Annotated in this window: 20 protein-coding genes; 10 read left to right on the forward strand and 10 right to left on the reverse strand. The window is 71.0% G+C overall.

Annotation, left to right across the window (positions count from 1 at the left end; all coding sequences use genetic code 11):
- Window positions 1-418 precede the first annotated feature (418 nt).
- Genes ODJ79_RS33140 through ODJ79_RS33155 form a run of 4 tightly spaced genes read right to left on the reverse strand, consistent with a single transcriptional unit; the run spans window position 419 to window position 2,948 of the window.
- Window positions 419-1,084 (reverse strand): response regulator, encoded by a 666-nt coding sequence (locus ODJ79_RS33140; RefSeq protein ID WP_263027574.1) that lies wholly within the window; start codon window positions 1,082-1,084, stop codon window positions 419-421.
- Entirely contained in the window at window positions 1,081-1,341 is a 261-nt protein-coding gene (locus ODJ79_RS33145) for an ATP-binding protein (RefSeq protein WP_411267396.1), read from the reverse strand. The genes ODJ79_RS33140 and ODJ79_RS33145 overlap by 4 nt, the downstream gene beginning before the upstream one ends.
- 15 nt (window positions 1,342-1,356) lie before the next feature.
- Entirely contained in the window at window positions 1,357-2,151 is a 795-nt protein-coding gene (locus tag ODJ79_RS33150) for a sensor histidine kinase (RefSeq protein WP_263027576.1), read from the reverse strand.
- Window positions 2,152-2,162: 11 nt separating this feature from the next.
- On the reverse strand, window positions 2,163-2,948 hold the full coding sequence (locus ODJ79_RS33155; protein WP_263027577.1) for a DeoR/GlpR family DNA-binding transcription regulator: 786 nt from the start codon (window positions 2,946-2,948) through the stop codon (window positions 2,163-2,165).
- 105 nt (window positions 2,949-3,053) lie between these two features.
- Between ODJ79_RS33155 and ODJ79_RS33160 the strand changes: the two genes are divergently transcribed.
- From ODJ79_RS33160 to ODJ79_RS33180, 5 genes are all read left to right on the forward strand, one after another.
- On the forward strand, window positions 3,054-4,346 hold the full coding sequence (locus ODJ79_RS33160) for an alpha-glucosidase/alpha-galactosidase (RefSeq protein WP_263027578.1): 1,293 nt from the start codon (window positions 3,054-3,056) through the stop codon (window positions 4,344-4,346).
- 83 nt (window positions 4,347-4,429) lie between these two features.
- Window positions 4,430-5,311: an SIS domain-containing protein gene (locus ODJ79_RS33165; RefSeq protein ID WP_263027579.1), complete on the forward strand. Its 882-nt coding sequence runs from the start codon at window positions 4,430-4,432 to the stop codon at window positions 5,309-5,311.
- Window positions 5,312-5,339: 28 nt separating this feature from the next.
- Window positions 5,340-6,707: an ABC transporter substrate-binding protein gene (locus tag ODJ79_RS33170; RefSeq protein WP_263027580.1), complete on the forward strand. Its 1,368-nt coding sequence runs from the start codon at window positions 5,340-5,342 to the stop codon at window positions 6,705-6,707.
- Complete coding sequence (locus tag ODJ79_RS33175) at window positions 6,707-7,651, forward strand: carbohydrate ABC transporter permease (protein ID WP_263027581.1); 945 nt, start codon at window positions 6,707-6,709, stop codon at window positions 7,649-7,651. The genes ODJ79_RS33170 and ODJ79_RS33175 overlap by 1 nt, the downstream gene beginning before the upstream one ends.
- The gene (locus ODJ79_RS33180; RefSeq protein ID WP_263027582.1) at window positions 7,651-8,472 is read left to right on the forward strand and encodes a carbohydrate ABC transporter permease; all 822 of its coding nucleotides are present in this window, start codon (window positions 7,651-7,653) and stop codon (window positions 8,470-8,472) included. Before ODJ79_RS33175 ends, ODJ79_RS33180 begins: the two co-directional genes overlap by 1 nt.
- Here the strand turns inward: ODJ79_RS33180 and ODJ79_RS33185 are convergent.
- Window positions 8,462-9,367: a carbohydrate kinase family protein gene (locus tag ODJ79_RS33185; RefSeq protein ID WP_263027583.1), complete on the reverse strand. Its 906-nt coding sequence runs from the start codon at window positions 9,365-9,367 to the stop codon at window positions 8,462-8,464. The genes ODJ79_RS33180 and ODJ79_RS33185 overlap by 11 nt on opposite strands.
- A gap of 198 nt (window positions 9,368-9,565) precedes the next feature.
- On the opposite strand from ODJ79_RS33185, the gene ODJ79_RS33190 reads away from it, so the two are divergent.
- From ODJ79_RS33190 to ODJ79_RS33200, 3 genes are all read left to right on the forward strand, one after another.
- Complete coding sequence (locus ODJ79_RS33190; RefSeq protein ID WP_263027584.1) at window positions 9,566-10,732, forward strand: 1-phosphofructokinase family hexose kinase; 1,167 nt, start codon at window positions 9,566-9,568, stop codon at window positions 10,730-10,732.
- Entirely contained in the window at window positions 10,713-11,561 is an 849-nt protein-coding gene (locus ODJ79_RS33195; protein WP_263027585.1) for a ketose-bisphosphate aldolase, read from the forward strand. Before ODJ79_RS33190 ends, ODJ79_RS33195 begins: the two co-directional genes overlap by 20 nt.
- 73 nt (window positions 11,562-11,634) lie before the next feature.
- Window positions 11,635-13,716, forward strand: coding sequence for a glycosyltransferase family 39 protein (locus tag ODJ79_RS33200; protein ID WP_263027586.1), 2,082 nt, complete (start codon window positions 11,635-11,637; stop codon window positions 13,714-13,716).
- Window positions 13,717-13,778: 62 nt separating this feature from the next.
- Here the strand turns inward: ODJ79_RS33200 and ODJ79_RS33205 are convergent, their stop codons facing one another.
- From ODJ79_RS33205 to ODJ79_RS33225, 5 genes are all read right to left on the reverse strand, one after another.
- Window positions 13,779-14,894 (reverse strand): aminopeptidase P family protein, encoded by a 1,116-nt coding sequence (locus tag ODJ79_RS33205; RefSeq protein ID WP_263027587.1) that lies wholly within the window; start codon window positions 14,892-14,894, stop codon window positions 13,779-13,781.
- A 75-nt stretch (window positions 14,895-14,969) separates the two neighbouring features.
- The gene (locus ODJ79_RS33210) at window positions 14,970-15,236 is read right to left on the reverse strand and encodes a YggT family protein (protein ID WP_263027588.1); all 267 of its coding nucleotides are present in this window, start codon (window positions 15,234-15,236) and stop codon (window positions 14,970-14,972) included.
- 92 nt (window positions 15,237-15,328) lie between these two features.
- Window positions 15,329-16,609: a hypothetical protein gene (locus ODJ79_RS33215; protein ID WP_263027589.1), complete on the reverse strand. Its 1,281-nt coding sequence runs from the start codon at window positions 16,607-16,609 to the stop codon at window positions 15,329-15,331.
- 75 nt (window positions 16,610-16,684) lie between these two features.
- Complete coding sequence (locus tag ODJ79_RS33220) at window positions 16,685-17,218, reverse strand: SigE family RNA polymerase sigma factor (RefSeq protein WP_263027590.1); 534 nt, start codon at window positions 17,216-17,218, stop codon at window positions 16,685-16,687.
- Window positions 17,219-17,283: 65 nt separating this feature from the next.
- A complete protein-coding gene (locus tag ODJ79_RS33225) occupies window positions 17,284-18,282 on the reverse strand; it encodes an NAD(P)H-dependent flavin oxidoreductase (protein ID WP_263027591.1) in 999 nt (332 codons plus the stop codon).
- Between the two features lie 223 nt (window positions 18,283-18,505).
- Here ODJ79_RS33225 and ODJ79_RS33230 point away from each other — a divergent pair, with 223 nt between their 5' ends.
- Together ODJ79_RS33230 and ODJ79_RS33235 are read left to right on the forward strand one after the other, a co-directional pair.
- Window positions 18,506-19,525: an aldo/keto reductase gene (locus ODJ79_RS33230; RefSeq protein WP_263027592.1), complete on the forward strand. Its 1,020-nt coding sequence runs from the start codon at window positions 18,506-18,508 to the stop codon at window positions 19,523-19,525.
- 45 nt (window positions 19,526-19,570) lie between these two features.
- Complete coding sequence (locus tag ODJ79_RS33235) at window positions 19,571-21,781, forward strand: ATP-dependent RecD-like DNA helicase (RefSeq protein ID WP_263027593.1); 2,211 nt, start codon at window positions 19,571-19,573, stop codon at window positions 21,779-21,781.
- The last annotated feature ends 41 nt before the right edge of the window (window positions 21,782-21,822 follow it).

Below are 21,822 nucleotides of genomic sequence, written 5' to 3' on the forward strand. Positions count from 1 at the left end.
TGACCGGGCGGTTGACCGCCGCGACCAGCACGGCGAGCAGCGCCACCTGGCCGGCCTCGATCGGGCGGAGCCACCCCGGATAGGCCCCGGCGGCCAACTGCCAGGCCACCGCGATGAAGCCGGCGGCCGACAGGAACCGGACCCGCCGATAGGCCGACGACGAGCCGGCGCGGAGTTTGCGGATCACCCGGACGTACAGGACGGCGACCAGGAAGATCAGGATCTGCTGAGGCCCCAGGGTGGCGGCGTGCGTGACGAGGGTGAGGACGGCGAACGAGACGCCGGTGGCGAGGCTCGCGACGAGCAGGCCGACGACCAGGCGAACCGCTCGCTGCTGCCGAATCGAGGTCATGCACCGACGGTAGGGATCCAACAAGATCATTACGTCGGACCACGGTCCGAGATTCGGCCTCCTCCCTCAGGAGGAGGGTCGGGGCCGCACCAGCCCGAGGTCGTACGCGAGCACGACGGCCTGCACCCGGTCGCGCACCTCGAGCTTGCGCAGGATCGCCGACACGTGGGTCTTCACGGTCGTCTCGGAGACCACCAGCCGGTCGGCGATCTCGGCGTTCGACGCACCCCGGGCAATCAGCGTCAGCACCTCGCGCTCCCGCTCGGTGAGCCGGTCGAGGCTGCCCGCCGGAGCGGCCGGCGTCACGTCGGTGACCAGAAACCGGTCGAGCAGCCGGCGGGTCGCGGTCGGGGCGAGCAGCGCGTCGCCGCCGGCCACCACCCGGATCGCCTCGACCAGGTCGGCCGGGCGCACGTCCTTGAGCAGGAACCCGCTCGCCCCGGCCCGCAGCGCCGCATAGAGCGGCTGCTCCAGGTCGTACGTGGTCAGGATGATGACTCTGGGGGCATCCGGCGCGGCGGTGAGCCGGGCGGTCGCGGCCACCCCGTCGAGGCCGGGCATCCGCACGTCCATCAGCACCACGTCCGGCCGGGTCTGCGCGGCCAGCCGGATCGCCTGCTCGCCGTCGGCCGCCTCGCCCACCACGGTCAGATCGTCCCGGGACTCGAGGATCATCCGGAAGCCGGACCGGACGAGTGCCTGATCATCGGCGATCAGCACCTTGATGGTCACGGCCGGTCCCGTACCGGAAGAATGGCCGCCACCTCGAAGCCGCCGCCCTCGCGCGGCCCCGCCGTCAGGGTGCCGCCGAGCAGTCCGGCCCGTTCCCGCATGCCGATCAGCCCGTGGCCGCCCCGCGGCAGCGAGCCGCCGCCGGTCCCGTTGTCCCGCACCTGCACGCGCACCTCCGCGTCGTCGATCGACACCAGCACCTCGGCCTCCGATGCCCGGGCGTGCCGCAGCGTGTTGGTCAGCGCCTCCTGGACGATCCGGTACGCGCCGACCTACACACCCGGCGGCACCTCGCCCTCGCCCTCGCGGCGCAGCGTCACCCGCAGTCCGGAGTCACCCATCGTCGCGGCCAGCCGCTCGACATCGTCCAATGTGGGCTGCGGCGCGGCGTCGTCGTCGCTCTCCTCCCGGACCGTACGCAGGAAGCCGCGCAGCTCGGCGAGCGCCTGCCGACCGGCCTCCTCGGTGCGCCGCACCGCCTCGCGCGCCCGATCCGGGTCCGACTCCCACACGTCGTCGGCGGCGGCCGCCTGCACCACCATCACCGAGACCGTGTGCGCGAGGAGGTCGTGCAGGTCGCGGGCGATCCGGGCCCGCTCCTCGAGCACCGCCTGCCGCCGCTCGGCCACCCGTCGCGCGCCTCGCGCCCGGGCCAGCGCGCCCCAGCTCCAGGCCAGCAGGACCGCGCCGAACCACCAGCCGACGAGGTCCCAGCGTCCCCGCGCGGCGGCCGGCCCGCACGCGGTGAGCAGGGCGAGCGCCAGGATCCCGAGCGTCTCGCCGGCCGGTCGCAACCAGGCGTAAGTGCACAGCACCACGAAGGCGATCCCCGGCCCGAAACCCGGGTAGATCGCCTGCAGCCCGGCACTGATCACCAGAACCGTCGCGGTGACCGGGGCCGGCCGGTCGCCGAGCCACAACAGCACCACGGCCTGCACCAGGATCAGCCCGGCCGCCAGGACCGGCGCCGAGCCGTAGACGACGACCGGCGCCGAGGCCGCCACCGAGCCGAGGACGAACACCGCCCGCCAGCGGCGCGGCAGGCTCGCCGTGTAGCCGTCCCCCATGCCGGCTCACGCTACTCGGCCCGGACCCCCGCCACGATCACCTCGGTGCCGGTCCGGCGGATCGCCTCGACCCCGGCCGGGTCCGCGCTCGCATCGGTGACCAGTGCGGACACGTCGGTGACCGGGCAGATCCCGGCCAGGCACACCTTGCCCACCTTGGAGCCGTCGGCCACCACGATCACCCGGTCGGCCCGGCGGATCATCGTGGCGTTGGTGTTCGCCTCGATCTCGTCGTGCGTGGTGAGGCCGCCGCGCGCGCTGATCCCGTCGACGCCGACCACGGCGACCGCCATGTTGAGGCCCTGCAACGCCTGGTCGGCGATCGGGCCGACCAGCTCGTACGACTGGGTACGGGACACGCCGCCCGTCATGATCAGTTTGAGGCGGGGGCGCAGGGCCAGCTCGGCCGCGATGTTCAGCGCGTTGGTGACCACGGTGAGATCGACCCGCTCGGCCAGCAGCCGGGCCAGCAGGTGGGTGGTGGTGCCGCCGGTCAGGCCGAGCGTGAGCGGGCCTCTCGGCAGAAGGTCGAAGACGGTCTTGGCGACCAGCGCCTTCTCCTCGCGGTGCTGGCCGACCCGGTAGCGGACCGGCAGTTCGTAGGCGACGTCGACGGCGACCGCACCGCCGTGCGTCCGCGACAGCAGCCGCTGGTCCTCGAGCACCTGCAGGTCGCGGCGGATCGTGGCGGGCGAGACGGCGAACTCGTCGGCGAGGTGTCCGGCGTCGACCGAGCCGTGGCTGGCGACCCGTTCGAGGATGGCCGACACCCGGTCGGCTCGGCGTAGGGAGCTCATGGGTCCTTCTCTGCCATTGATCAAACGATCAGTCAATGTAGTTCGTTTTCAAGCGATACACCAGTTGGTATTGCGCGTTCATGGCGACACGCCAAGAATCCGGCCATGACAGTGATCGCTTTCCTGGGCGCCGGCAGCGTCGTCTTCACCCGCGAGCTGCTGGCCGACATCCTCTCCTTCGCCGAGCTGCGCGACGTGACCCTGTCCCTGCACGACATCGATCCCGAGCGGCTGGAGACGGCCGAGGCGATCGCCCGCCGCACCGCCGACCAGCTCGGCTGCGCGCCGACGATCCGGGTGAGCCTCGACCGGCGGGCATCGCTCGAGGGTGCCGACTTCGTGATCAACTCGATTCAGGTCGGGATGTACCCGGCGACCGTGCGCGACTTCGAGATCCCGGCGAAGTACGGCCTGCGCCAGACGATCGCCGACACGCTCGGGATCGGCGGCATCTTCCGTGCGCTGCGGACCTTTCCGGTCCTGGACGGCATCGCGCGGGACATGCAGGAGATCTGCCCGGAGGCTTGGCTCCTCAACTACACGAATCCCATGGCCATGAACATCGCGTATCTAGCGAAAGCCGCGCCAAGCCTCAAAGCGGTAGGCCTCTGCCACTCCGTCTTCTGGACCGTGCACGACCTGGCGGCCCTCCTGGACGTGCCGCTGGACGAGATCGACTACCTCGGCGCCGGGGTCAACCACCAGGCCTGGCTGCTGCGCTTCGAGCACCGCGGCGAGTCGCTCTACCCGAAGCTGGACGCGCTGCTGGCGAAGGAGCCGGAGCTGAGCAGGCGGGTCCGGATGGACATGTACCGGCGGCTCGGCTACTTCCCCACCGAGACCAGCGAGCACTCCGCCGAGTACCTGCCGTGGTACCTGCGCCACGACGAGGAGATCGCGAGGCTGCGCATCCCGGTCGGCGACTACCTGCGGATCAGCGCCGACAACGTCGCGGAATATGAGGCAACGCGCGCTGCTCTGCACCGGGGCGAACCTCTCGACCTCACCCGCGAGGCCACCGAGTACGCCCCGCAGGTCATCCACAGCATGGTCACCGGGACGATGCGCCGGATCCACGCCAACGTGCCCAACTACGGGCTGATCAGCAACCTTCCGGAGGGCTACGCCGTCGAGGTGCCGGCCGTGGTCGACCGGCTCGGCGTACGGCCGGAGCGGGTTGGTGATCTGCCCACCCAGTGCGCGGCGCTCAATCGCAGCTTCGTCAGCGTGGGCCAGTTGACCGTGCAGGCGGCGCTCACCGGGGACAAGCGCATGGTCCCGCAGGCCGCGATGGCCGACCCGAACACCGCCGCGACGCTGACCGTGCAGCAGATCTGGGAGTTGTGTGACGAACTCACGGCCGCACATGGCGACCTGATGCCGGAGAGCCTCAGGTAACCGAAGGTAGAACGCACACTCTGGACTGTTCGTTTGATGCGCACATCTTGTGGATCGATCACAAACGAGCATAATCCTCGAACATGAATGACACCGCTGCCGAGATCGCCAGCCAGCCGGACGTCTGGCTGCAGAGCCTGGCCCTGACCGACCAGGCCCAGCACGAGCTGATCGCCCCCGGCGAGCGGATGCTCGTGCTCGGCTGCGGCACCAGCTGGTTCGTCGCGCAGTCCCTCGCCGAGCTGCGGGAACGGGCCGGCTTCGGCGAGACCGACGCGGTCTGCGCGTCGGAGTTCCTGCCCCGCCGGCACTACGACCGGATCGTCGCGGTCACCCGCTCCGGCACCTCCACCGAGGTGCTCGAGGCCCTGCGGATGGTCCCGGACTCGACCCGCACGGTCGCGATCACCGGGGTCCGCGGCGAGCCGGTCGACGACCTGACCGGCGCGCAGCTGGTGCTCGACTTCGCCGACGAGCGCAGCGTGGTGCAGACCCGGTTCCCGACGACGGTGCTGGCGCTGGCCCGGCACGCCTTCGGCCACGACGTCGCGCCATTGATCGAGGACGGCCGGCGGGCGCTGGCGGAACGGCTGCCGGCCGATCCGGCCGACATCGACCACCTGGTCTTCCTCGGCACCGGCTGGACCTTCGGCCTCGCCAACGAGGCCGCGCTCAAGGTGCGCGAGGCGGCCCAGGCCTACTCGGAGTCCTACCCCGCCAAGGACTTCCGGCACGGCCCGGTCGCGGTCTGCGGGCCGCGGTCGCTGGTCTGGTCGCTCGGCGACACCGACCCCGAGCTGGACGACGTGGCCCGGTCGGCCGGCGCCCTCGCCTACCGCGACGGCCTGGACCCGCTCGCCCAGCTCGTGCTCGCCCAGCGCTTCGCCCTGGCCCTGGCCGCACACCGCGGCCTCGACCCGGACGCCCCCCGACTACTCACCCGATCCGTCGTCCGCACTCCCTGAACCGCGATCAGACATCGAGGTGCCCCTGATGACCACCCGTCCAACCGCCCCGCCGTCACCCTTAACCGGACTGAAGACTGGCACCGTTCGGCGCGGCCGGGTGTTCCGGCTGCTGGCGAGCGGCGCCGGCGCCGCTCTGTTGCTGTCCGCCTGCATGGGCGGGACGACCGACAGCGGCAAGGACGCCGCCGCGGGCTACGACCCGAAGGCGAACGTCGAGATCACCTGGTGGACCGGCCAGCCGGACGAGCAGGAGAAGGTCGCCGAACAGTTGGCGGCCGAGTACCACACCGCGCACCCGAACGTCACCATCAAGGTCTCGTCCGGCGCGCCGACCACCGACGACCTGATCACCAAGCTGTCGGCGGGCTTCACCGGCGGCAGCTACCCCGACATCTCGTACGCGTACGGGAACTGGGCCGGCGATCTCGGCGCCAGCGGCAAGACGCAGGACCTCACCTCGTACGTCAATGATCCGTCCTTCAAATGGAACGAGATCCCGGCCGCCGCTCGCGAGGTGGCGACCGCCAACGGCAAGGTGATCGGGATCCCGGCGCTGGTCGACAACCTCGCGCTGATCTACAACAAGAAGCTGTTCGACCAGGCCGGCGTGGCCTACCCCACCGACGACTGGTCCTGGGACGACTTCCGGGCCGCGGCCAAGAAGCTGACCAACACCGCAACCAAGACGTACGGGACGGCCTACTCCGTCTCCGGCAGCGAGGACACCACCTGGCACCTGTGGCCGATGCTCTGGCAGCACGGCGGCAAGATCCTCGACGGCACCAAGCCGGCCTTCAACTCCGACGCCGGGGTGGCCGCGCTGGAGACGCTGCGGCAGATGGCGGTCGACGACAAGTCGATGTACCTCGACCAGACCGACGAGAAGTACGGTCCGCTGTTCAACAGCGGGCACGTGGCCATGATGCTGTCCGGTCCGTGGTCGCTGCTGGACATCAAGACCGCCAAGCTCGAGTACGGCGTGGTCGACCTCCCCGGGTTCAACGGCGACCACCAGACCGTCTCCGGGCCGGACCTGTGGGTGCTGTTCAACCACGACGACGTGAACCGGGCCGGCGCCGCCCGCGACTTCGTGAAGTGGCTGACCAGCTCCGAGATCGACCCGAAGTGGAACCTCGCGGTCGGCAACCTGCCGCTGCGCACCAGCGAGAAGGACACGCCCCAGTTCGCCGCGTACGTGAAGGCATACCCGGGCGGTCAGAAGTTCTTCGACAACCTGGCCAACGCCAAGCAGGCCCGCCCGACGCTGCCCGGCTACGACGAGCTGTCCCACAACGTCGGCGACGCGATCGCCAAGGTGCTGCAGGGGCAGGTCCAGCCCAAGGCGGCGCTGGACGAGGCGGCCAAGAAGTCGGCAAACGCCGTGAGCAACTGATGGCGGTCACGTTCGCGGTCACCCCGCGTTCCCAAAGTCAGCCGATCCCCGCGCAGCGCGGCCCTCGTGGCCGCGCTCTGCGGCGCAGCCTCACCGGCTGGGGTTTCGTCGGGCCGGCCACCGTGATCGTGGTCGGGCTGTCGATCTTCCCGGCGATCTGGGCCTTCTTCATCTCCCGGGCCAAGTGGAACGGCATCTCCCCCGGCGTTTCCGTGGGCTGGCGCAACTACCGGCAGCTCGTCCAGGACCCGGACATGATCGCGGCGACCCGCCATACGCTGATCCTCACCGCGATCTTCGTGCCCGGCTCGATCGCCCTGGGCATCCTCATCGCGGTCGCGCTCAACCAGCGGATCCGGCTGATCGGGTTCTACCGCACCTGCATCTTCGTGCCGTACGTCGCGTCGGCCGCGGCCACCGGCATCCTGGCCGGCTTCGTGTTCAACCCGCAGTTCGGGGCGGCCAACGACATCCTGCGCGCGCTGCACCTGCCGCAGCAACAGTTCCTGGAGAGCCAGCACCAGGCGCTCTACATCATCTGCCTGATCCTGCTCTGGGGCGAGGTCGGCTTCACCACGGTCATCTACCTGGCCGCGTTGCAGGACATCCCGCGCGAGCTGATCGAGGCCGCGGTCGTGGACGGCGCCTCCAAGTGGAAGGTGTTCCGCCACGTCACGCTGCCCGAGCTGCGGCCGGTCACGGTCTTCGTGGCGGTCTGGCAGACGATCACCGCGATGCAGCTGTTCGACCTGGTCTACACGACCACCCGCGGCGGGCCGCTGAACAGCACGCAGACGATCGTCTACTACATCTACGAGCTGGCCTTCCAAACCCAGAGGCTTGGGTACGGGGCGGCGGCCGCCTACTTCCTGTTCATCGCCACGATGATCCTCAGCCTCGGCGTGATCCTGTATGGGCGTCGGCGCGGCTCGGAGGTGTTCTGATGCGTTGGAAGCTCCCGTTCAGCCCCTGGCACCTGCTGCTGATGCCGCTGGCCCTGATCTTTGTGCTGCCGCTCGTGCAGATGGTGCTCACCTCGTTCATGAGCAGCGCCGAGATCAACCAGTTCCCGCCCCGGCTGATCCCGACCAGCCTGCACCTCGAGGGCTACCGGCACCTGTTCTCGGAGACCAAGGCGCTGCGCTGGTTCCTCAACACGGTGATCGTCTCGGGCATCGCGGTGGTCGCGCACCTCGTGCTCTGCTCGATGGCCGGGTACGGGTTCGCCCGGCTCAAGTTCGCCGGGCGCGGGCTCGCGTTCGTACTGATCCTGGCGACCGTGATGATACCGATCCAGCTGCTGATGATCCCGACCTACCTGATGTTCGCCCGGATCGGGATCGTGGACACGCTCGCGGCGGCGTTCGTGCCGTGGCTGGCGTCGGCGTTCGGCATCTTCCTGATGCGGCAGTTCTTCCTCGGGCTGCCGGTCGAGCTCGAGGAGGCGGCGCTGATCGACGGGTGCGGCCGGTGGCGGATCTTCCGCAGCATCGTGCTGCCGCTGGCCAAGCCGGCGCTGACCACGCTCGCCATCATCACGCTGTTGTGGAGCTGGAACGACCTGCTGTGGCCGCTGGTGGCGATCTCGGACGACACGAGGTTCACGCTGCAGGTGGGGCTGGCCAACTTCCAGGGGATGCGGCGAACCGAGTGGTCGCAGCTGATGGCCGGCAACGTGCTGGCGACCATGCCGCTGATCCTGGCCTTCCTGTTCGCCCAGAAGAAGTTCATCGCGACGATGACCTTCACCGGCATCAAAGGCTGATCTCGTCCGGCGTCGCCTGGGCCGTGGTGCCGCCGGCGGCGCGGGTGCTCAGCGAGCCGGCGATCGCCGCCCAGCGGACCGCCTCCTCGATGGGGCGGCCGCCGAGCCGGGCGGCCAGGAAGCCGGCGTTGAAGCTGTCGCCGGCACCGGTGGTGTCCACGACGTCCACCCTCCGGCCGGGTGCGGCGCAGCTGCCGCCGGGCCACCAGGCCCGTGCGCCCTTGGCGCCGTCCTTCATCACCACCGTCGTGCCACGCCTGGTGATTTTTGCCGCCGCCTCGTCTGTTTTGTCCAGACCGGTGATCGCCCGTAGCTCGTTCGCGTTAGGGAGGAAGACGTCGGTGTGCGCGAGAATCTCGTCGATCGACTCCCATTTCTCGGCCGGGTCCCAGTTGGTGTCCAGCGAGGTGCTCCGCCCGATTTTTCCGGCCCGGGCGAAAATTTCGGCGAGCCCGATGGCCAGCGCGGGCTGGAGGTACAGCGACGCCACGTGCACGTGCCGGGCCCGGGTCACCAGCTCATCGGTGACATCCGACGGCCGCAGCGCCGGGATCGTACCGGGCAGGGTGAGGATGCCTCGGTCGTCCTTTTCGGACAAAACGACCGAGATCCCGGTGGGCGCGCCCCGGCCGTCGGCGGCCAGCAGCGTCACCTCGCGCTTTTCCAGTTCCTCCCGGACCAGTCGGCCGAACACGTCGTCCGCCACCGCCGCGAACAGCGCCGTCTTGAGCCCGAGCCGCGCGCACCCGGCCGCCGTGATCGCCGCCGAACCGCCCAGCACCAGATCGGCCGCGGTCAGCAACTGCTCGGCCTGCCCGAACCGCGGCCGCACATCCCCACGCAGCAGCAGATCGGGGTTGGCGTCCCCGACCACCAGAACGTCGAACTCGGCCACGGCCGCCTCCACTGTCCATATGAACAATCTGAGAGCACCATACGCGCATGATCGGCTATTGACACCTGCGCGTTCGATCAGTTCCAATCGACCTCGACGCGATCGAGCCCAGCCGGTATCCAGTCCGGCAGTCCGGTTCGCCAGGGCCTTCTTCTCCAGCAGGCCCGAGGCGGGGCAGATCCTTTTCGGAGCCTCGGCATGATCGTCACCGTCACCCTGAACCCGGCCCTCGACCTCACCTACGCGGTCGACGCCCTGGTGCCGCACGGCACCCACCGGGTCGCCACGGTCGCCGAACGCCCCGGCGGCAAGGGCCTCAACGTCGCCCGGGTCCTGCACGCACTGGGCGAACCGGTCCTCGCAACCGGCCTGCTCGGCGGCACCACCGGCGGCCGGGTCGCGCATCTGCTGGCCGCCGAGGGCGTGCGGTCCAGCTTCACCCCCATCGCCGGCGAGACCCGTCGCACGGTCGCGGTGGTCGATCGCGCCGACGCCACCGGCTTCTGGGAGCCCGGACCCACGGTCACCCCGGCCGAGTGGTCGGCCTTCGTCGCCGAGTTCCGCGAACTTCTGGGCCCGGCAACGGTGGTCACCCTGAGCGGGTCCCTTCCGCAGGGCGTTCCGATTGACGCGTACGCGTCCTTGATAGCCCTCGCCACCGCGGCAGGGGTTCCGACCGTGCTGGACACGAGCGGGCCGGCCTTACGCGCAGGCCTGCTGGCCGGCCCGTCCGTGGCCAAACCCAACGCGGACGAACTGGCCGCCCTCCTCCACGCCGCTCCCACCCCGAACGCTGCGATCCCGAACGCTGCGATCCCGAACGCTGCGATCCCGAACGTTCCTATCCCGAACGTTCCTATCCCGAACGTTACGAGCCCGAACGTTCCCGCTTCAAACGTTCCTGATCCGAACGTTCCTGATCCGAACGTTCCTGCTTCGAACGTTCCCGGTTTGAACGTTGCCACTTCGAACGTTCCGCCATTGGGTGGTCGCCGGCCTGGGCCGCTGGAGCTTGCCGAGGCGGTGCGCGCCCTGGCGACCGGGCCGGTCGTCGTGTCGCGCGGCTCGGCCGGGCTCTTCGCCGTCGCGGGCGACGAGGTGTGGGAGTGCGCTCCGCCCGTACCGGTGGACGGCAACCCCACCGGAGCCGGCGACGCCTGTGTCGCCGCGCTCGCCCGCGGCCTGCGCGACCGCACGCCCTGGCCCGTGTTGCTCTCGGACGCCGTCGCGCTCTCCTCGGCGGCCGTCGCCGCGCCGGTCGCCGGCGCTTTCGACGCGGACGTCTATCGCCGCACCCTCGCCACCGCCGTCCCGGCCACGGCCGCTACGCCCACAGGAGGAAACCGTGCTCGCACCCACCGGTGAACTGGTTGCCGCCGCCCGTGCGGCGGGAGGCGCGGTCGGCGCCTTCAACGTGATCACGATTGAGCATGCCGAGGCGATCGTGGCGGGCGCCGAGGACGCGGGGCTGCCGGTGATTCTGCAGATCAGCGAGAACGCGGTGCGGTTCCATCACGGCCGGCTCGCGCCGATCGCGGCGGCCGCGCGCAGCATCGCCGACGGCGCGGGTGTGCCGGTCGGGCTGCACCTCGACCACGTGGAGTCGGACGAGCTGCTGGGCCAGGCCGCCGCGAACGGGTTCGGCTCGGTCATGTACGACGCGTCCCGCCTGCCGTATGCGGAGAACGTCGCCGCTACCGCCGCCGCGGTGCGCCGATGCCGTGCGGCCGGGTTGTGGGTGGAGAGCGAGCTCGGCGAGATCGGCGGCAAGGGTGGCGCGCATGCGAAGGGCGCGCGCACCGATCCGGACGAGGCCGCCGCCTACGTGGCCGCCACCGGGGTGGACGCGCTCGCCGTCGCGGTCGGCTCGTCGCACGCGATGACCACCCGCAGCGCCCGGCTCGACCATGACCTGATCGCCCGGCTTGCCGCCGCGGTGCCGGTCCCGCTGGTGCTGCACGGCTCGTCGGGTGTGCCGGACGAGGAGTTGTGCGAGGCGGTCCGCGGCGGGATGGCGAAAATCAACATCGGCACGGCGCTGAACACCGCGTTCACCGGGACGGTACGTTCGGCGCTGGGCGATCAGCCGGATCTGGTCGACCCGCGACGCTACCTGGCGTCCGCCCGGGACGCGATGGCGGAAACCGTGACAGCCATGTTGCGAGTCCTCAAATCAGACGTAATCCGTGCCTAATAGACGAAAGATCTACAGCTGGGACACAGGTTCCTCCTAGAGTCCGCGTAGCTCGTCTGCCGATAGTTTCGGCATGACGTTGACGCTCGACCCCGCCTCCGCGCTCGAGACACCCCGCCCCGCTGGGCCCCGCCGGCGCTGGCTCGGCGACCCGATATGGGCCCGTCCCGCGCTGTGGGCGCTGCTCGCCGCCACCGCCGTCCTCTACCTGTGGGACCTGGGCGCCTCCGGCTGGGCCAACGAGTTCTACGCCGCCTCGGCGCAGGCCGGCTCCCAGTCGTGGAAGGCGTGGCTGTTCGCCTCGCTCGATGCCGGCAACGCCATCACGGTCGACAAGCCGCCCGCGGCGATGTGGGTGATGGGCCTGTCGATGCGGATCTTCGGGGTGAACAGCTGGTCGCTGCTGGTCCCCGAGGCGCTGATGGGCGTCGCCAGCGTCGCGCTGCTCTATGCGGCCGTGCGCCGGTGGTTCGGCCCGGTGGCCGGGCTGCTCGCCGGCGCCGCGCTCGCGGTCACGCCGGTGGCGGTGCTGATGTTCCGGTTCGACAACCCGGACGCGCTGCTGGTGCTGTTGATGACCGCCGCGGCGTACGCGACCGTTCGGGCGGTCGAGAAGGGTTCGTGGAAGTGGCTGGCGCTCACCGGCGTGCTGATCGGCTTCGGCTTCCTCACCAAGATGATGCAGGCGTTCCTGGTGCTGCCCGGGTTTGCGCTGGTCTACCTGCTCGCGGCGCCGATCGGGCTCTGGCGGCGGGTGCGTGACCTGCTGATCGCGGGAGCCGCGCTGGTCGTCTCGGGCGGCTGGTTCGTGCTGCTGGTGTCGTTGTGGCCGGCGTCGTCGCGGCCGTACATCGCCGGTTCGACGAACAACACGCTCTGGCAGCTGGCGATCGGCTACAACGGCCTCGGGCGGATCTTCGGCGGCGAGGGCAACCCCGGCGGCAGCAGCGGCGGTCCCGGGGGCGGGGGCCGCGGCTTCGGCGGCGGCATGTTCGGCGGGCAGACGGGCATCACCCGCATGTTCGGCGACTCCTTCGGGCTGGAGATCTCCTGGCTCCTGCCGGCCGCGCTGGTCGCCTTGGTCGCCCTGCTCGTCGGTACGGTACGGGCGCCGCGCACCGACCGCACCCGGGCCGCGGCCATCCTGTGGGGCGCGTGGACGGTCGTCACCGCGCTGACCTTCAGCTACATGAGCGGCATCGCGCACGAGTACTACTCGGTCGCGCTGGCGCCGGGAATCGCCGCCCTGGTGGGGATCGGGGCGACGGTGCTGTGGGGATGGCGGTCGCACATCCTGGCCCGGGCCGGGCTGGCGGCGATGGTCGCGGTCACCGCGGCGTGGGACTTCGAGCTGCTCGGCCGGGTGTCGTGGGCGCCGGTGCTGCGGTGGTTCGTGCTGGTCGGTGGGCTGATCGCGGCGGCTGCGCTGCTGGTGCCGGGGTCGCTGCTGCGCCGGGCCGGCGTGGTGGCGGTGGCGGCGCTGGCGGTGGTGACCACCGGGGCGGCCGGCGCGGCATGGGGCGTGGGGACGGCGGGGACCGCGCATACCGGGTCCACGCCCAGTTCGGGGCCGGCCGGGGTGTCGACCGGCGGGCGTGGGGGCTTCCCCGGTGGCGGCTTCCCGGGGCGCGGTAGCAGCCAGCGCGGAGCTTTCCCGGGCGGAGCTTTCCCGGGCGGAGCTTTCCCGGGCGGAGCCTTCCCGGACGGCGCTTTCCCGGGCGGCAGCGAATTGCCGAGCTTCCCGGGTGGCGGCACCGGCCAAAATGGGCGGACGGGCGCACCGCAGGGCTCGCCCCGCGGTGGCGGGCAGACGGTCAGCTCCGAGCTGGTGGGGCTGCTGAAGGCGACCGGCACCCGGTGGGCGGCCGCCACGAACGGGTCGATGGAGGCCGCCCCGCTCCAACTGGCGAGCGGTCGCCCGGTCATGGCGATCGGCGGCTTCACCGGCAGCGACCCGTCCCCCACGCTCGCCGAGTTCCAGGCCTATGTGAAGGCCGGAGAGGTCCGCTACTACCTCGGCGGCGGCATGGGCGGCGGATTCGGTCGCGGGGGCGGCGGTGGATCGATCAGCGAGTGGGTCGAGCAGAACTTCACCTCGACCACGGTCGGCGGCAGCACCGTCTACGACCTCAGCAAGCCGAAGACCGCGGCCTGACGCACCGCTTCGAACGGCCGCCGATCAACCTGATCGGCGGCCGTTCGACATGACGTGGTGGATCAGGCGACGACCGCCAGGCCGTGGTCGGTGTTGTTGAAGCGGCGGCCGCCACTGTCCGTAACGGTGACGATGTCTTCGATGCGGACCCCGAACTTGCCGGGCAGGTAGATGCCGGGCTCGATCGAGAAGCACATCCCGGGCACGAGCTTCTGATGCTCGCCGGCGACCATGTACGGCGGCTCGTGGGTGGTCACGCCGATGCCGTGGCCGGTGCGGTGGATGAAGAACTCGCCGTAGCCGGCGTCGCGGATCACCTGGCGGGCCACCCAGTCGATCTCCTGGCACTGGATGCCGGGGCGGACCGCCTCGAACGCGGCCTGCTGGGCGCGCCGGACGATGTCGTGGATCTCGCGGACCTCGTCGGAGGGCTCACCGACCGTGACCGTGCGGGTGGTGTCGGAGCCGTAGCCGTCGAGCAGGCCGCCGAAGTCGAGGACCACCGCGTCGCCCCGCTCGATCACGCGGCTGCCGGCCTCGTGGTGCGGGTTGGCGCCGTTCGGGCCGGACCCGACGACGGTGAAGTCGACCTGTTCGTGGCCGAACTTGCGGAGCAGCGCAGCCAGGTCGGCGGCGACCTCGGTCTCGCGGCGACCGGCGAAGCGCACGCCGAGGATCTCGCCGTAGGCGGCGTCGGCCGCGGCGCCGGCCGCGGCCAGCCTGGCCAACTCGTGCTCGTCCTTGATCGCGCGGAGCATCGGCTGGCAGACCGAGAGCGCCTCGTACGCCGAGCCGGGCAGCGTCTTCTGCAGGCCGAGCAGGTGCATCGCCCAGGTGGAGTCGGAGATGCCGTACCGGCCGTCGGGGCGCAGCAGGGGCGCGACCGCCTGGTACGGGTCGGTGCCGTCGGCCCAGTCGAGCAGGGTGAGCGCCGGCGCGCCCACCGCGCCCGCGGCGTCGGGCCGCTCGAGGGCCGGCACCACCAGGGTCGGCGGCTGGTCGGGGGTGAGCACCAGCAGGGTGAGACGCTCGGTCACCGCGGTCGGCTTGTACGCGGTGAGCCAGGTCAGGTCGGGCCCGATCCCGACGAGGATGCCGGAGAGCCCGGCGGCCGTGGCAGCCTCGACTGCCCGACGCATCCGGGCCGCGTAGTCGTCGGCGGTGAACGGTACGGACATGCGGCCAGTATTCCGGCCGGAAAGGACGCTGCGCCTCATCCGCCGAGGGGGAGGAGGCGCAGCGTGCCGGAGGGGTCAGAGGAACGAGCGGAGCAGGACGATCGCGAAGAACACCACGATGAAGGCCAGGTCGAACGAGACCCCACCCACCCGCAGCGGCGGGAGGACCCGCCGGACCGGCGCGAGGATCGGCTCGGTGATCGCGGTGACGCCGCGGGTCAGTCGGTATCGCACGGAACCGGCCACCGACGGGCCGGCGAGCACGACGGACCAGTCCAGCACCGCGCGAGCGATCAGCAGCACCTGCAGAGCGAAGAGCACCAGGCTGACGAGGGCGAGCATCTTTCCTCCAGTTACCGAACAGGGTAGCTGCTACTACTGTGCGTCGGATTGCTGTGGAATCGCTGAGCGCTCGCCGTGGGCTCGGACACGTGCTATTGGCAGTGCCAGACGACGGCGCGAATGGTGTCCGAGGCGTCGTCGGACTGCCCGCCGATCACCTTGCCGTTGTCACTCAACGTGTTGGCGATGGTGGAGAGCGTGCCGGCATCGTGCTTGGCCACCTCGGGCAGCACGATCTTGTGGTCACCGGCGACGTACGTGGCCCGCCCCTTGATCATGCCGACCGCCCAGCCCTGCGCGTTCGTCGCGTCGACCATGTCGTCCCAGCCGCGGTCGTCGAGCCGCACCTCGCCGGTCCGGACGTTCCACCGGACCGCCACGCCGTCCCCGGGGTTGGCGCCGGCCAGGTCCTGCGACGTGGCATCGGCTACCCCGGTCGCCCAGCCGTTGCGAATGCTGAAGACCCGCGCGCTCACCGCCTTCTTTCCGTTGATCGTGGGCAGCGGCAGGGCCCGGTACGTGCCGTCGGCGAACCAGACGTACGGCACCTTGAGGTCGAGGCTGCCGACGACGGTCCCGTCCTCGTCGATGTCGCTGGCTGTCGACTCCGCGGTGCCCTTCGGCACCGGCAGCACGATCGGCGCGGCCGTCGCCGACGGCCAGACCACCGCCTGGTCGCGGCCCGTGCCGGGGTTCGCACCGCCCTCGCCGGCGATCGCGCCGGCCTCGTTGATCGCGTTCGCCGCGCCGGTGGCCACGCCCTTCAGCTGGACGATCTTGCGGCCGACGTACGCGTACGGCCGTTTGACGCCGTCGGCCCCGCTCTGGACGTAGCTCCAGCCGACCGCGTCGCCGTTCGCGGTGACGTCCACCAGGTTCTCTTCCAGATCGCCGGGCAGCATCACCTTCGTCGCCGTGCCGGCGTGCCAGATGACCGCCTGGTAGCCGCCGCCCTTCGGGTAGGAGCGGCCGACGAACCAGCTGCCGCCCGGGTCGCCACCCGAGACCAGCGCCATCCTCACGCCGTCCGGCACCGGAAGTTTCTCGATCGTGCAGCTGGTCGGCGGGATCGCCTCCACCGTCCCCCAGTTCGGCGTACTCGGGATGGTGTAGTTGCCCTTGGGCACCTTGGACGCCGACGGTTTCGGTGACGCCGCCACGGTCGTGGGCTGCTTCGTGGTCTTCCCGTGCTGGCCCACGGCCACGGCTGCCCCCGCGATGGCGAGCGTGGTCACCGCCGCCACGCCCGCATAACCCACCCCCCGGCGCAGCCGCCGCTTCCGCCCGGCGGCGATGGCTCGCGTTATGTCGACGGTCGACGGAGTCGGTGGCTCGGGATCGAGCGACCGAAGCAGGTCGATCTCGGATGACATGGTCGTCTCCCTCATCTTTCACGGCCCTGTCGCACGGCCCGGTCTCACCGCCGGGCCGCGGACTCGATATCTCTGCTACGACGCCTTGCGGCCGGGCACGGCATTCGCGGCGAAACCCGCTAAGTCGTGCTCGCCGAGCAGGCGGCGCAGCGCGGCAAGCCCGCGAGAGGTCTGGCTCTTGACCGTGCCGGTGGTGCAGCCGAGCGTGGCCGCAACCTCCTCCACCGACAGGTCGTAGTAGAACCGCAGCACCAGAACGGCCTGCTGACGGCGGGGCACGCGGCGCAGGGCCGCGCGAACCACCTGACGGTCCTCGCTGCCGCCGTCCTCGACCGGCGGCGGCTCGGGCATCTCGCGAAACAGCCTGACCCGGGCCCAGGCCAGGCGTTTCTCGTCCAGGAACGTTCGGACCAGCATCGTGCGCACGTACGCGTCGAGGTTGTCGGCGGCTCTCGCCCGCCGCCACTTCACGTACAGCGTGGTGATGGTCTGCTGCACCAGATCGTCGGCGCGATGCGCGTCGCTGGTGAGGAGATACGCCAGGCGCCGCAGCGCGGGAATCCGCGCCGAGACGTAGTCGACGTAGTCCTCTTCCGAACCGTCCGGCATCGCCCCGTCCCTCCGTTGGGTCTGTCCACCCCTCAGACGGGGTCGGCCGCCGGTCCGGTTGTCGGCTACGGCAGAAGATCTTCTACCAGGGCGGCGGTAGGCCCGGGACGAGCCGAGGCGAAGCCCGTGCCCGCCCACAGGTGTAGCGCGCTCTGGTCGCCGCGTGCGGCCGCCGCGGCCCGGATCGGCGCGGTCAGGTGATGGATCGCCGGATACCCGACGGGGGCGGCCGCAGAGTACTCGTCGATGAACCGGTTGCGCAGCCCGCGCGCCGGCTGCCCGGTGAACGCCCTGGTCACGACCGTCTCCCGGTAGTCGCCGGAGAGCAGCGCCGCCCGATGCGGCGGCCGGGTGCCGGCCTCGTCGGCAAGCAGGAAGGAGGTGCCGCACTGCACCGCCGCCGCCCCCGCGTCGAGCAGGTCGCGCACGTCGGCGGCCGAGGCGACGCCGCCGGCCGCGATCACCGGCAGGTCGGTGATCGCGCGCACCGCCGCCAGCACCTCGGCCGCGGTGGCCGTGCCGCGATAGGCGAGCGGATCGACGGTGGACGCATGGCCGCCGGCCGTGCCGCCCTGGGCGATCAGCGCGTCGGGGCCGGCGGTCAGCGCAAGGCGGGCCTCGTCCGGGGACGTCACGGTGATCAGCACCGCGCTGCCGGCCGCGTGCAGGGCCGCCACCACGTCCGGGCCGGGCACCCCGAACGTGAAGCTGACCAGCGGGATCCCGTACGCGACGGCCAGGTCGACCTTCGCCGGGAAATGATCGTCGTCCGCGAGTCGCAACGGCGGCAGCTCGACCCCGTAGCGATCGGCCTCGACCTGCAGCAGCTGCCGGTAGCGCTCGAGCGGCTCGACGTCCGCGGGAGCCGGCCGGGGCACGAAGATGTTGAGACCGTACGGCGCTCCGCCGACCGCGCGCAGCTCGTCCTCGACCGCCGCCGGCGTCTGGTAACCGGCCGCGAGGAAGCCCAGCCCGCCGGCCTCCGCGGCCGCGATCACCAGCGGCGGCGTCGAGGGACCGCCGGCCATCGGCGCGACGATCAGCGGTCGGATCAGCTCACGCATCCACCGACCCTACGGTGTGGGGCCGGCCCGCCACAGCAGGTGGGCCGCATAACCGCGCCAGCAGCCGGCGGCGCACGTCGATCCGGTCGGCGCCCTCGTCCAGGACGATCTCGGCGGCGGCGAGCCTCCGCGCCAGCTCGCCGGCCGGCGCAGCGAGATTTGGTCGTTTAACCGGCGCCGGCCGGAGAATGATGAGGGTCAACTCGGCGTGAGGAGCTGACTGATGGAGTACCGCACTCTGGGCGGCACCGGCACGATCGTGTCGACGCTGTGCCTGGGCACGATGACGTTCGGCAACGAGAGCAGTCAGGAGGTGTCCCACGCCCAGCTCGATCGCTTCGTCGAGGTCGGTGGCAACTTCATCGACACCGCCAACGTCTACTCGCGCGGCGTCTCCGAGGAGGTCATCGGCCGCTGGCTCGGGGCCAGGCCCGGGGTACGAGACCGGCTCGTCATCGCCACCAAGGGTCGCTTCCCCATGGGCGACGACCCAAACTCGGCCGGGCTGACCCGGGTGAGCCTGTCCCGCGCGCTCGACGCGAGCCTGCGCCGCCTCGGCGTCGAGACGATCGACCTCTACCAGGCGCACGCCTGGGACCCGCTGACCCCGATCGAGGAGACGCTCGCGTTCTTCGACGACGCCGTTCGCGCCGGCAAGATCCGGTACGCGGGCGTCAGCAACTTCCTCGGCTGGCAGCTGCAGAAGGCGGCGATGATCACCCAGTTCCGCGGGCTCGCCCCGATCGTCAGCCTGCAGCCGCAGTACAACCTGCTCGTCCGCGAAATCGAGTTCGAGCTCGTCGACGTGTGCCGCAACGAGAACATCGGCATCCTGCCCTGGTCACCGCTCGGCGGCGGCTGGCTCACCGGCAAATACGCGCGCGATGACACGCCCACCGGAGCCACCCGCCTCGGCGAGGACCCGGGCCGCGGCATGGAGGCGTACGGTCCCCGCAACTCCGACACCCGCACCTGGCACATCCTCGATGCCGTCCGCAGCATCGCGGAGGAACGCGGCGCGTCGATGTCCCAGGTGTCGCTCGCCTGGCTCGCCGACCGGCCCGCCGTCACCTCGGTGATCCTCGGTGCTCGCACCCTCGAGCAGCTCGAGGACAACCTCGGCGCCGCGGACCTGCACCTGTCGGAGAAGGAGACCACGCTGCTCACCGACGCCAGCACCCCGGTGGTCGGCGAATACCCGTACGGCCCGCAAGGCATCGCCCAACGCGGCCGCAAGATCTGAGGAGGCACCGGGGTCGTACCGCCGCGGATTGGGCAGAATGGGCCGGTGTCCGCGGGTGTGTCGTCCCGGCCGGCGCCGCATGTGCTGGAGGCGGTGCTGGAGCGGTTGACGTTCGTGAACGAGGAGACCGGTTACACGGTGGCTCGCGTGGCGACCGATCGTGGGTCGGATCTGCTGACCGTGGTCGGGTCGCTGCTGGGGGCGCAGCCCGGCGAAAGCCTGCGGATGCGCGGCTGGTGGTCGTCGCATCCGCAGTACGGGCGGCAGTTCGAGGTGATCTCGTACAGCACCGTGCTGCCCGCGACGATCCAGGGCATCCGCCGCTACCTGGGCTCCGGGCTGATCAAGGGGATCGGGCCGGTGTTCGCCGAGCGCATCGTCGAGCACTTCGGCCTGACGACGCTGGAGGTGATCGAGGACGAGCCGGGCCGGCTGGTCGAGGTGCCGGGGCTCGGCCCGAAGCGTACCGCGAAGATCACCGCGGCCTGGCAGGAGCAGAAGGCGATCAAGGAGGTCATGGTCTTCCTGCAGGGCGTGGGAGTGTCCACGTCGATCGCGGTGCGGATCTACAAGAAGTACGCCGAGAAGTCGATCGACGTGGTGAAGACCGAGCCGTACCGGCTGGCCGCGGAGGTGTGGGGTATCGGGTTCAAGACGGCCGACACGATCGCGCAGGCGGTCGGGATCCCGCACGACAGTCCCGAACGGGTGAAGGCGGGCTTGCAGTACACGCTGTCGCAGGCCACCGACGGCGGCCACTGCTACCTGCCCAGCGATCGGCTGATCGCCGAGGCGACGAAGATTCTGGACGTGCCGGGCGGGTTGGCCGGCCGCTGCCTGGACGATCTGGTCACCGAGGAGGGCGTGGTCCGGGAGACGCTGCCCGGTCCGGACGGACCGGTCGCGGCGATCTACCTGGTGCCGTTCCACCGGGCGGAGATCTCGCTGGCCGGCTCGCTGCTGACCCTCCTGCGGGAACGGGCCGACCGGATGCCCGCCTTCGCCGGTGTCGACTGGGACCGGGCATTGAGCTGGTTGCGGGCGCGCACCGGCGCCGAGCTGGCGCCGGAACAGGAGCAGGCGGTACGGCTGGCGCTCACCTCGAAGGTAGCGGTGCTGACCGGCGGTCCGGGCTGTGGCAAGAGCTTCACCGTCCGGTCGATCGTCGAGCTCGCGGCCGCGAAGAACGCGAAGATCCTGCTGGTCGCCCCGACCGGGCGGGCCGCGAAACGCCTCGCCGAGCTGACCGGGCAGCCCGCCGCGACCGTCCATCGCCTGCTCAAGCTGCAGCCCGGCGGGGAGGCCGGCTACGACCGGGACAATCCGCTCGACGTGGACCTGCTGGTGGTCGACGAGGCGTCGATGCTGGACCTGATCCTGGCCAACAAGCTGGTCAAGGCGGTCCCGTCCGGCGCCCATCTGCTGCTGGTCGGCGATGTCGACCAGCTTCCCTCGGTCGGCGCCGGCGAGGTGCTGCGGGACCTGCTCGCCGCGGACAGCGTGCCGCGGGTCCGGTTGACTCAGGTGTTCCGGCAGGCCGCCGACTCCGGCGTGGTCACCAACGCGCACCGGATCAACGCGGGCCGGCCGCCGCTGCTGGCCGGCATGACGGACTTCTTCCTGTTCGCGTGCGAGGACACCGACGCCACCGCGGCACTGACCGTCGAGGTCGCCTGCACCCGGATCGCCCGGAAGTTCGGCCTCGACCCGCGCCGCGACGTACAGGTCCTGACCCCGATGCACCGCGGCCCGGCCGGCGCGGGTGCCCTGAACACGCTGTTGCAGCAGCAGCTCACCCCGGGTCGGGAGGGTCTGCCGGAGCGGCGGGCCGGCGGCCGGGTGTTCCGGGTCGGCGACAAGGTCACCCAGATCCGCAACAACTACGACAAGGGGCAGGCCGGGGTGTTCAACGGCACCATCGGCGTGGTCACCGCCCTGGACCCCGACGAGCAGACCTTGACCGTACGCACCGACGAGGACGAGTCCATCGAGTACGACTTCGACGAGCTGGACGAGCTGGCCCACGCGTACGCGATGACCATCCACCGCTCGCAGGGCTCCGAGTATCCCGCCGTGGTCATCCCGGTCACCACCAGCGCCTGGATGATGTTGCAGCGCAACCTGCTCTACACGGCCGTCACCCGGGCCAAGAAGCTCGTCGTCCTGGTCGGTTCCCGCCGTGCCCTGGCCGCCGCGATCCGCACCGTCGGCGCCGGCCGCCGCCACACCGCGCTGACCCACCGCCTCGGCGCCTGACCCGCGCGGCCGATCCCGAAAAGTGTCGTACTCGTCGGGCA

Source organism: Actinoplanes sp. KI2 (assembly GCF_025630775.1).
Classification (GTDB): Bacteria; Actinomycetota; Actinomycetes; order Mycobacteriales; family Micromonosporaceae; genus Actinoplanes.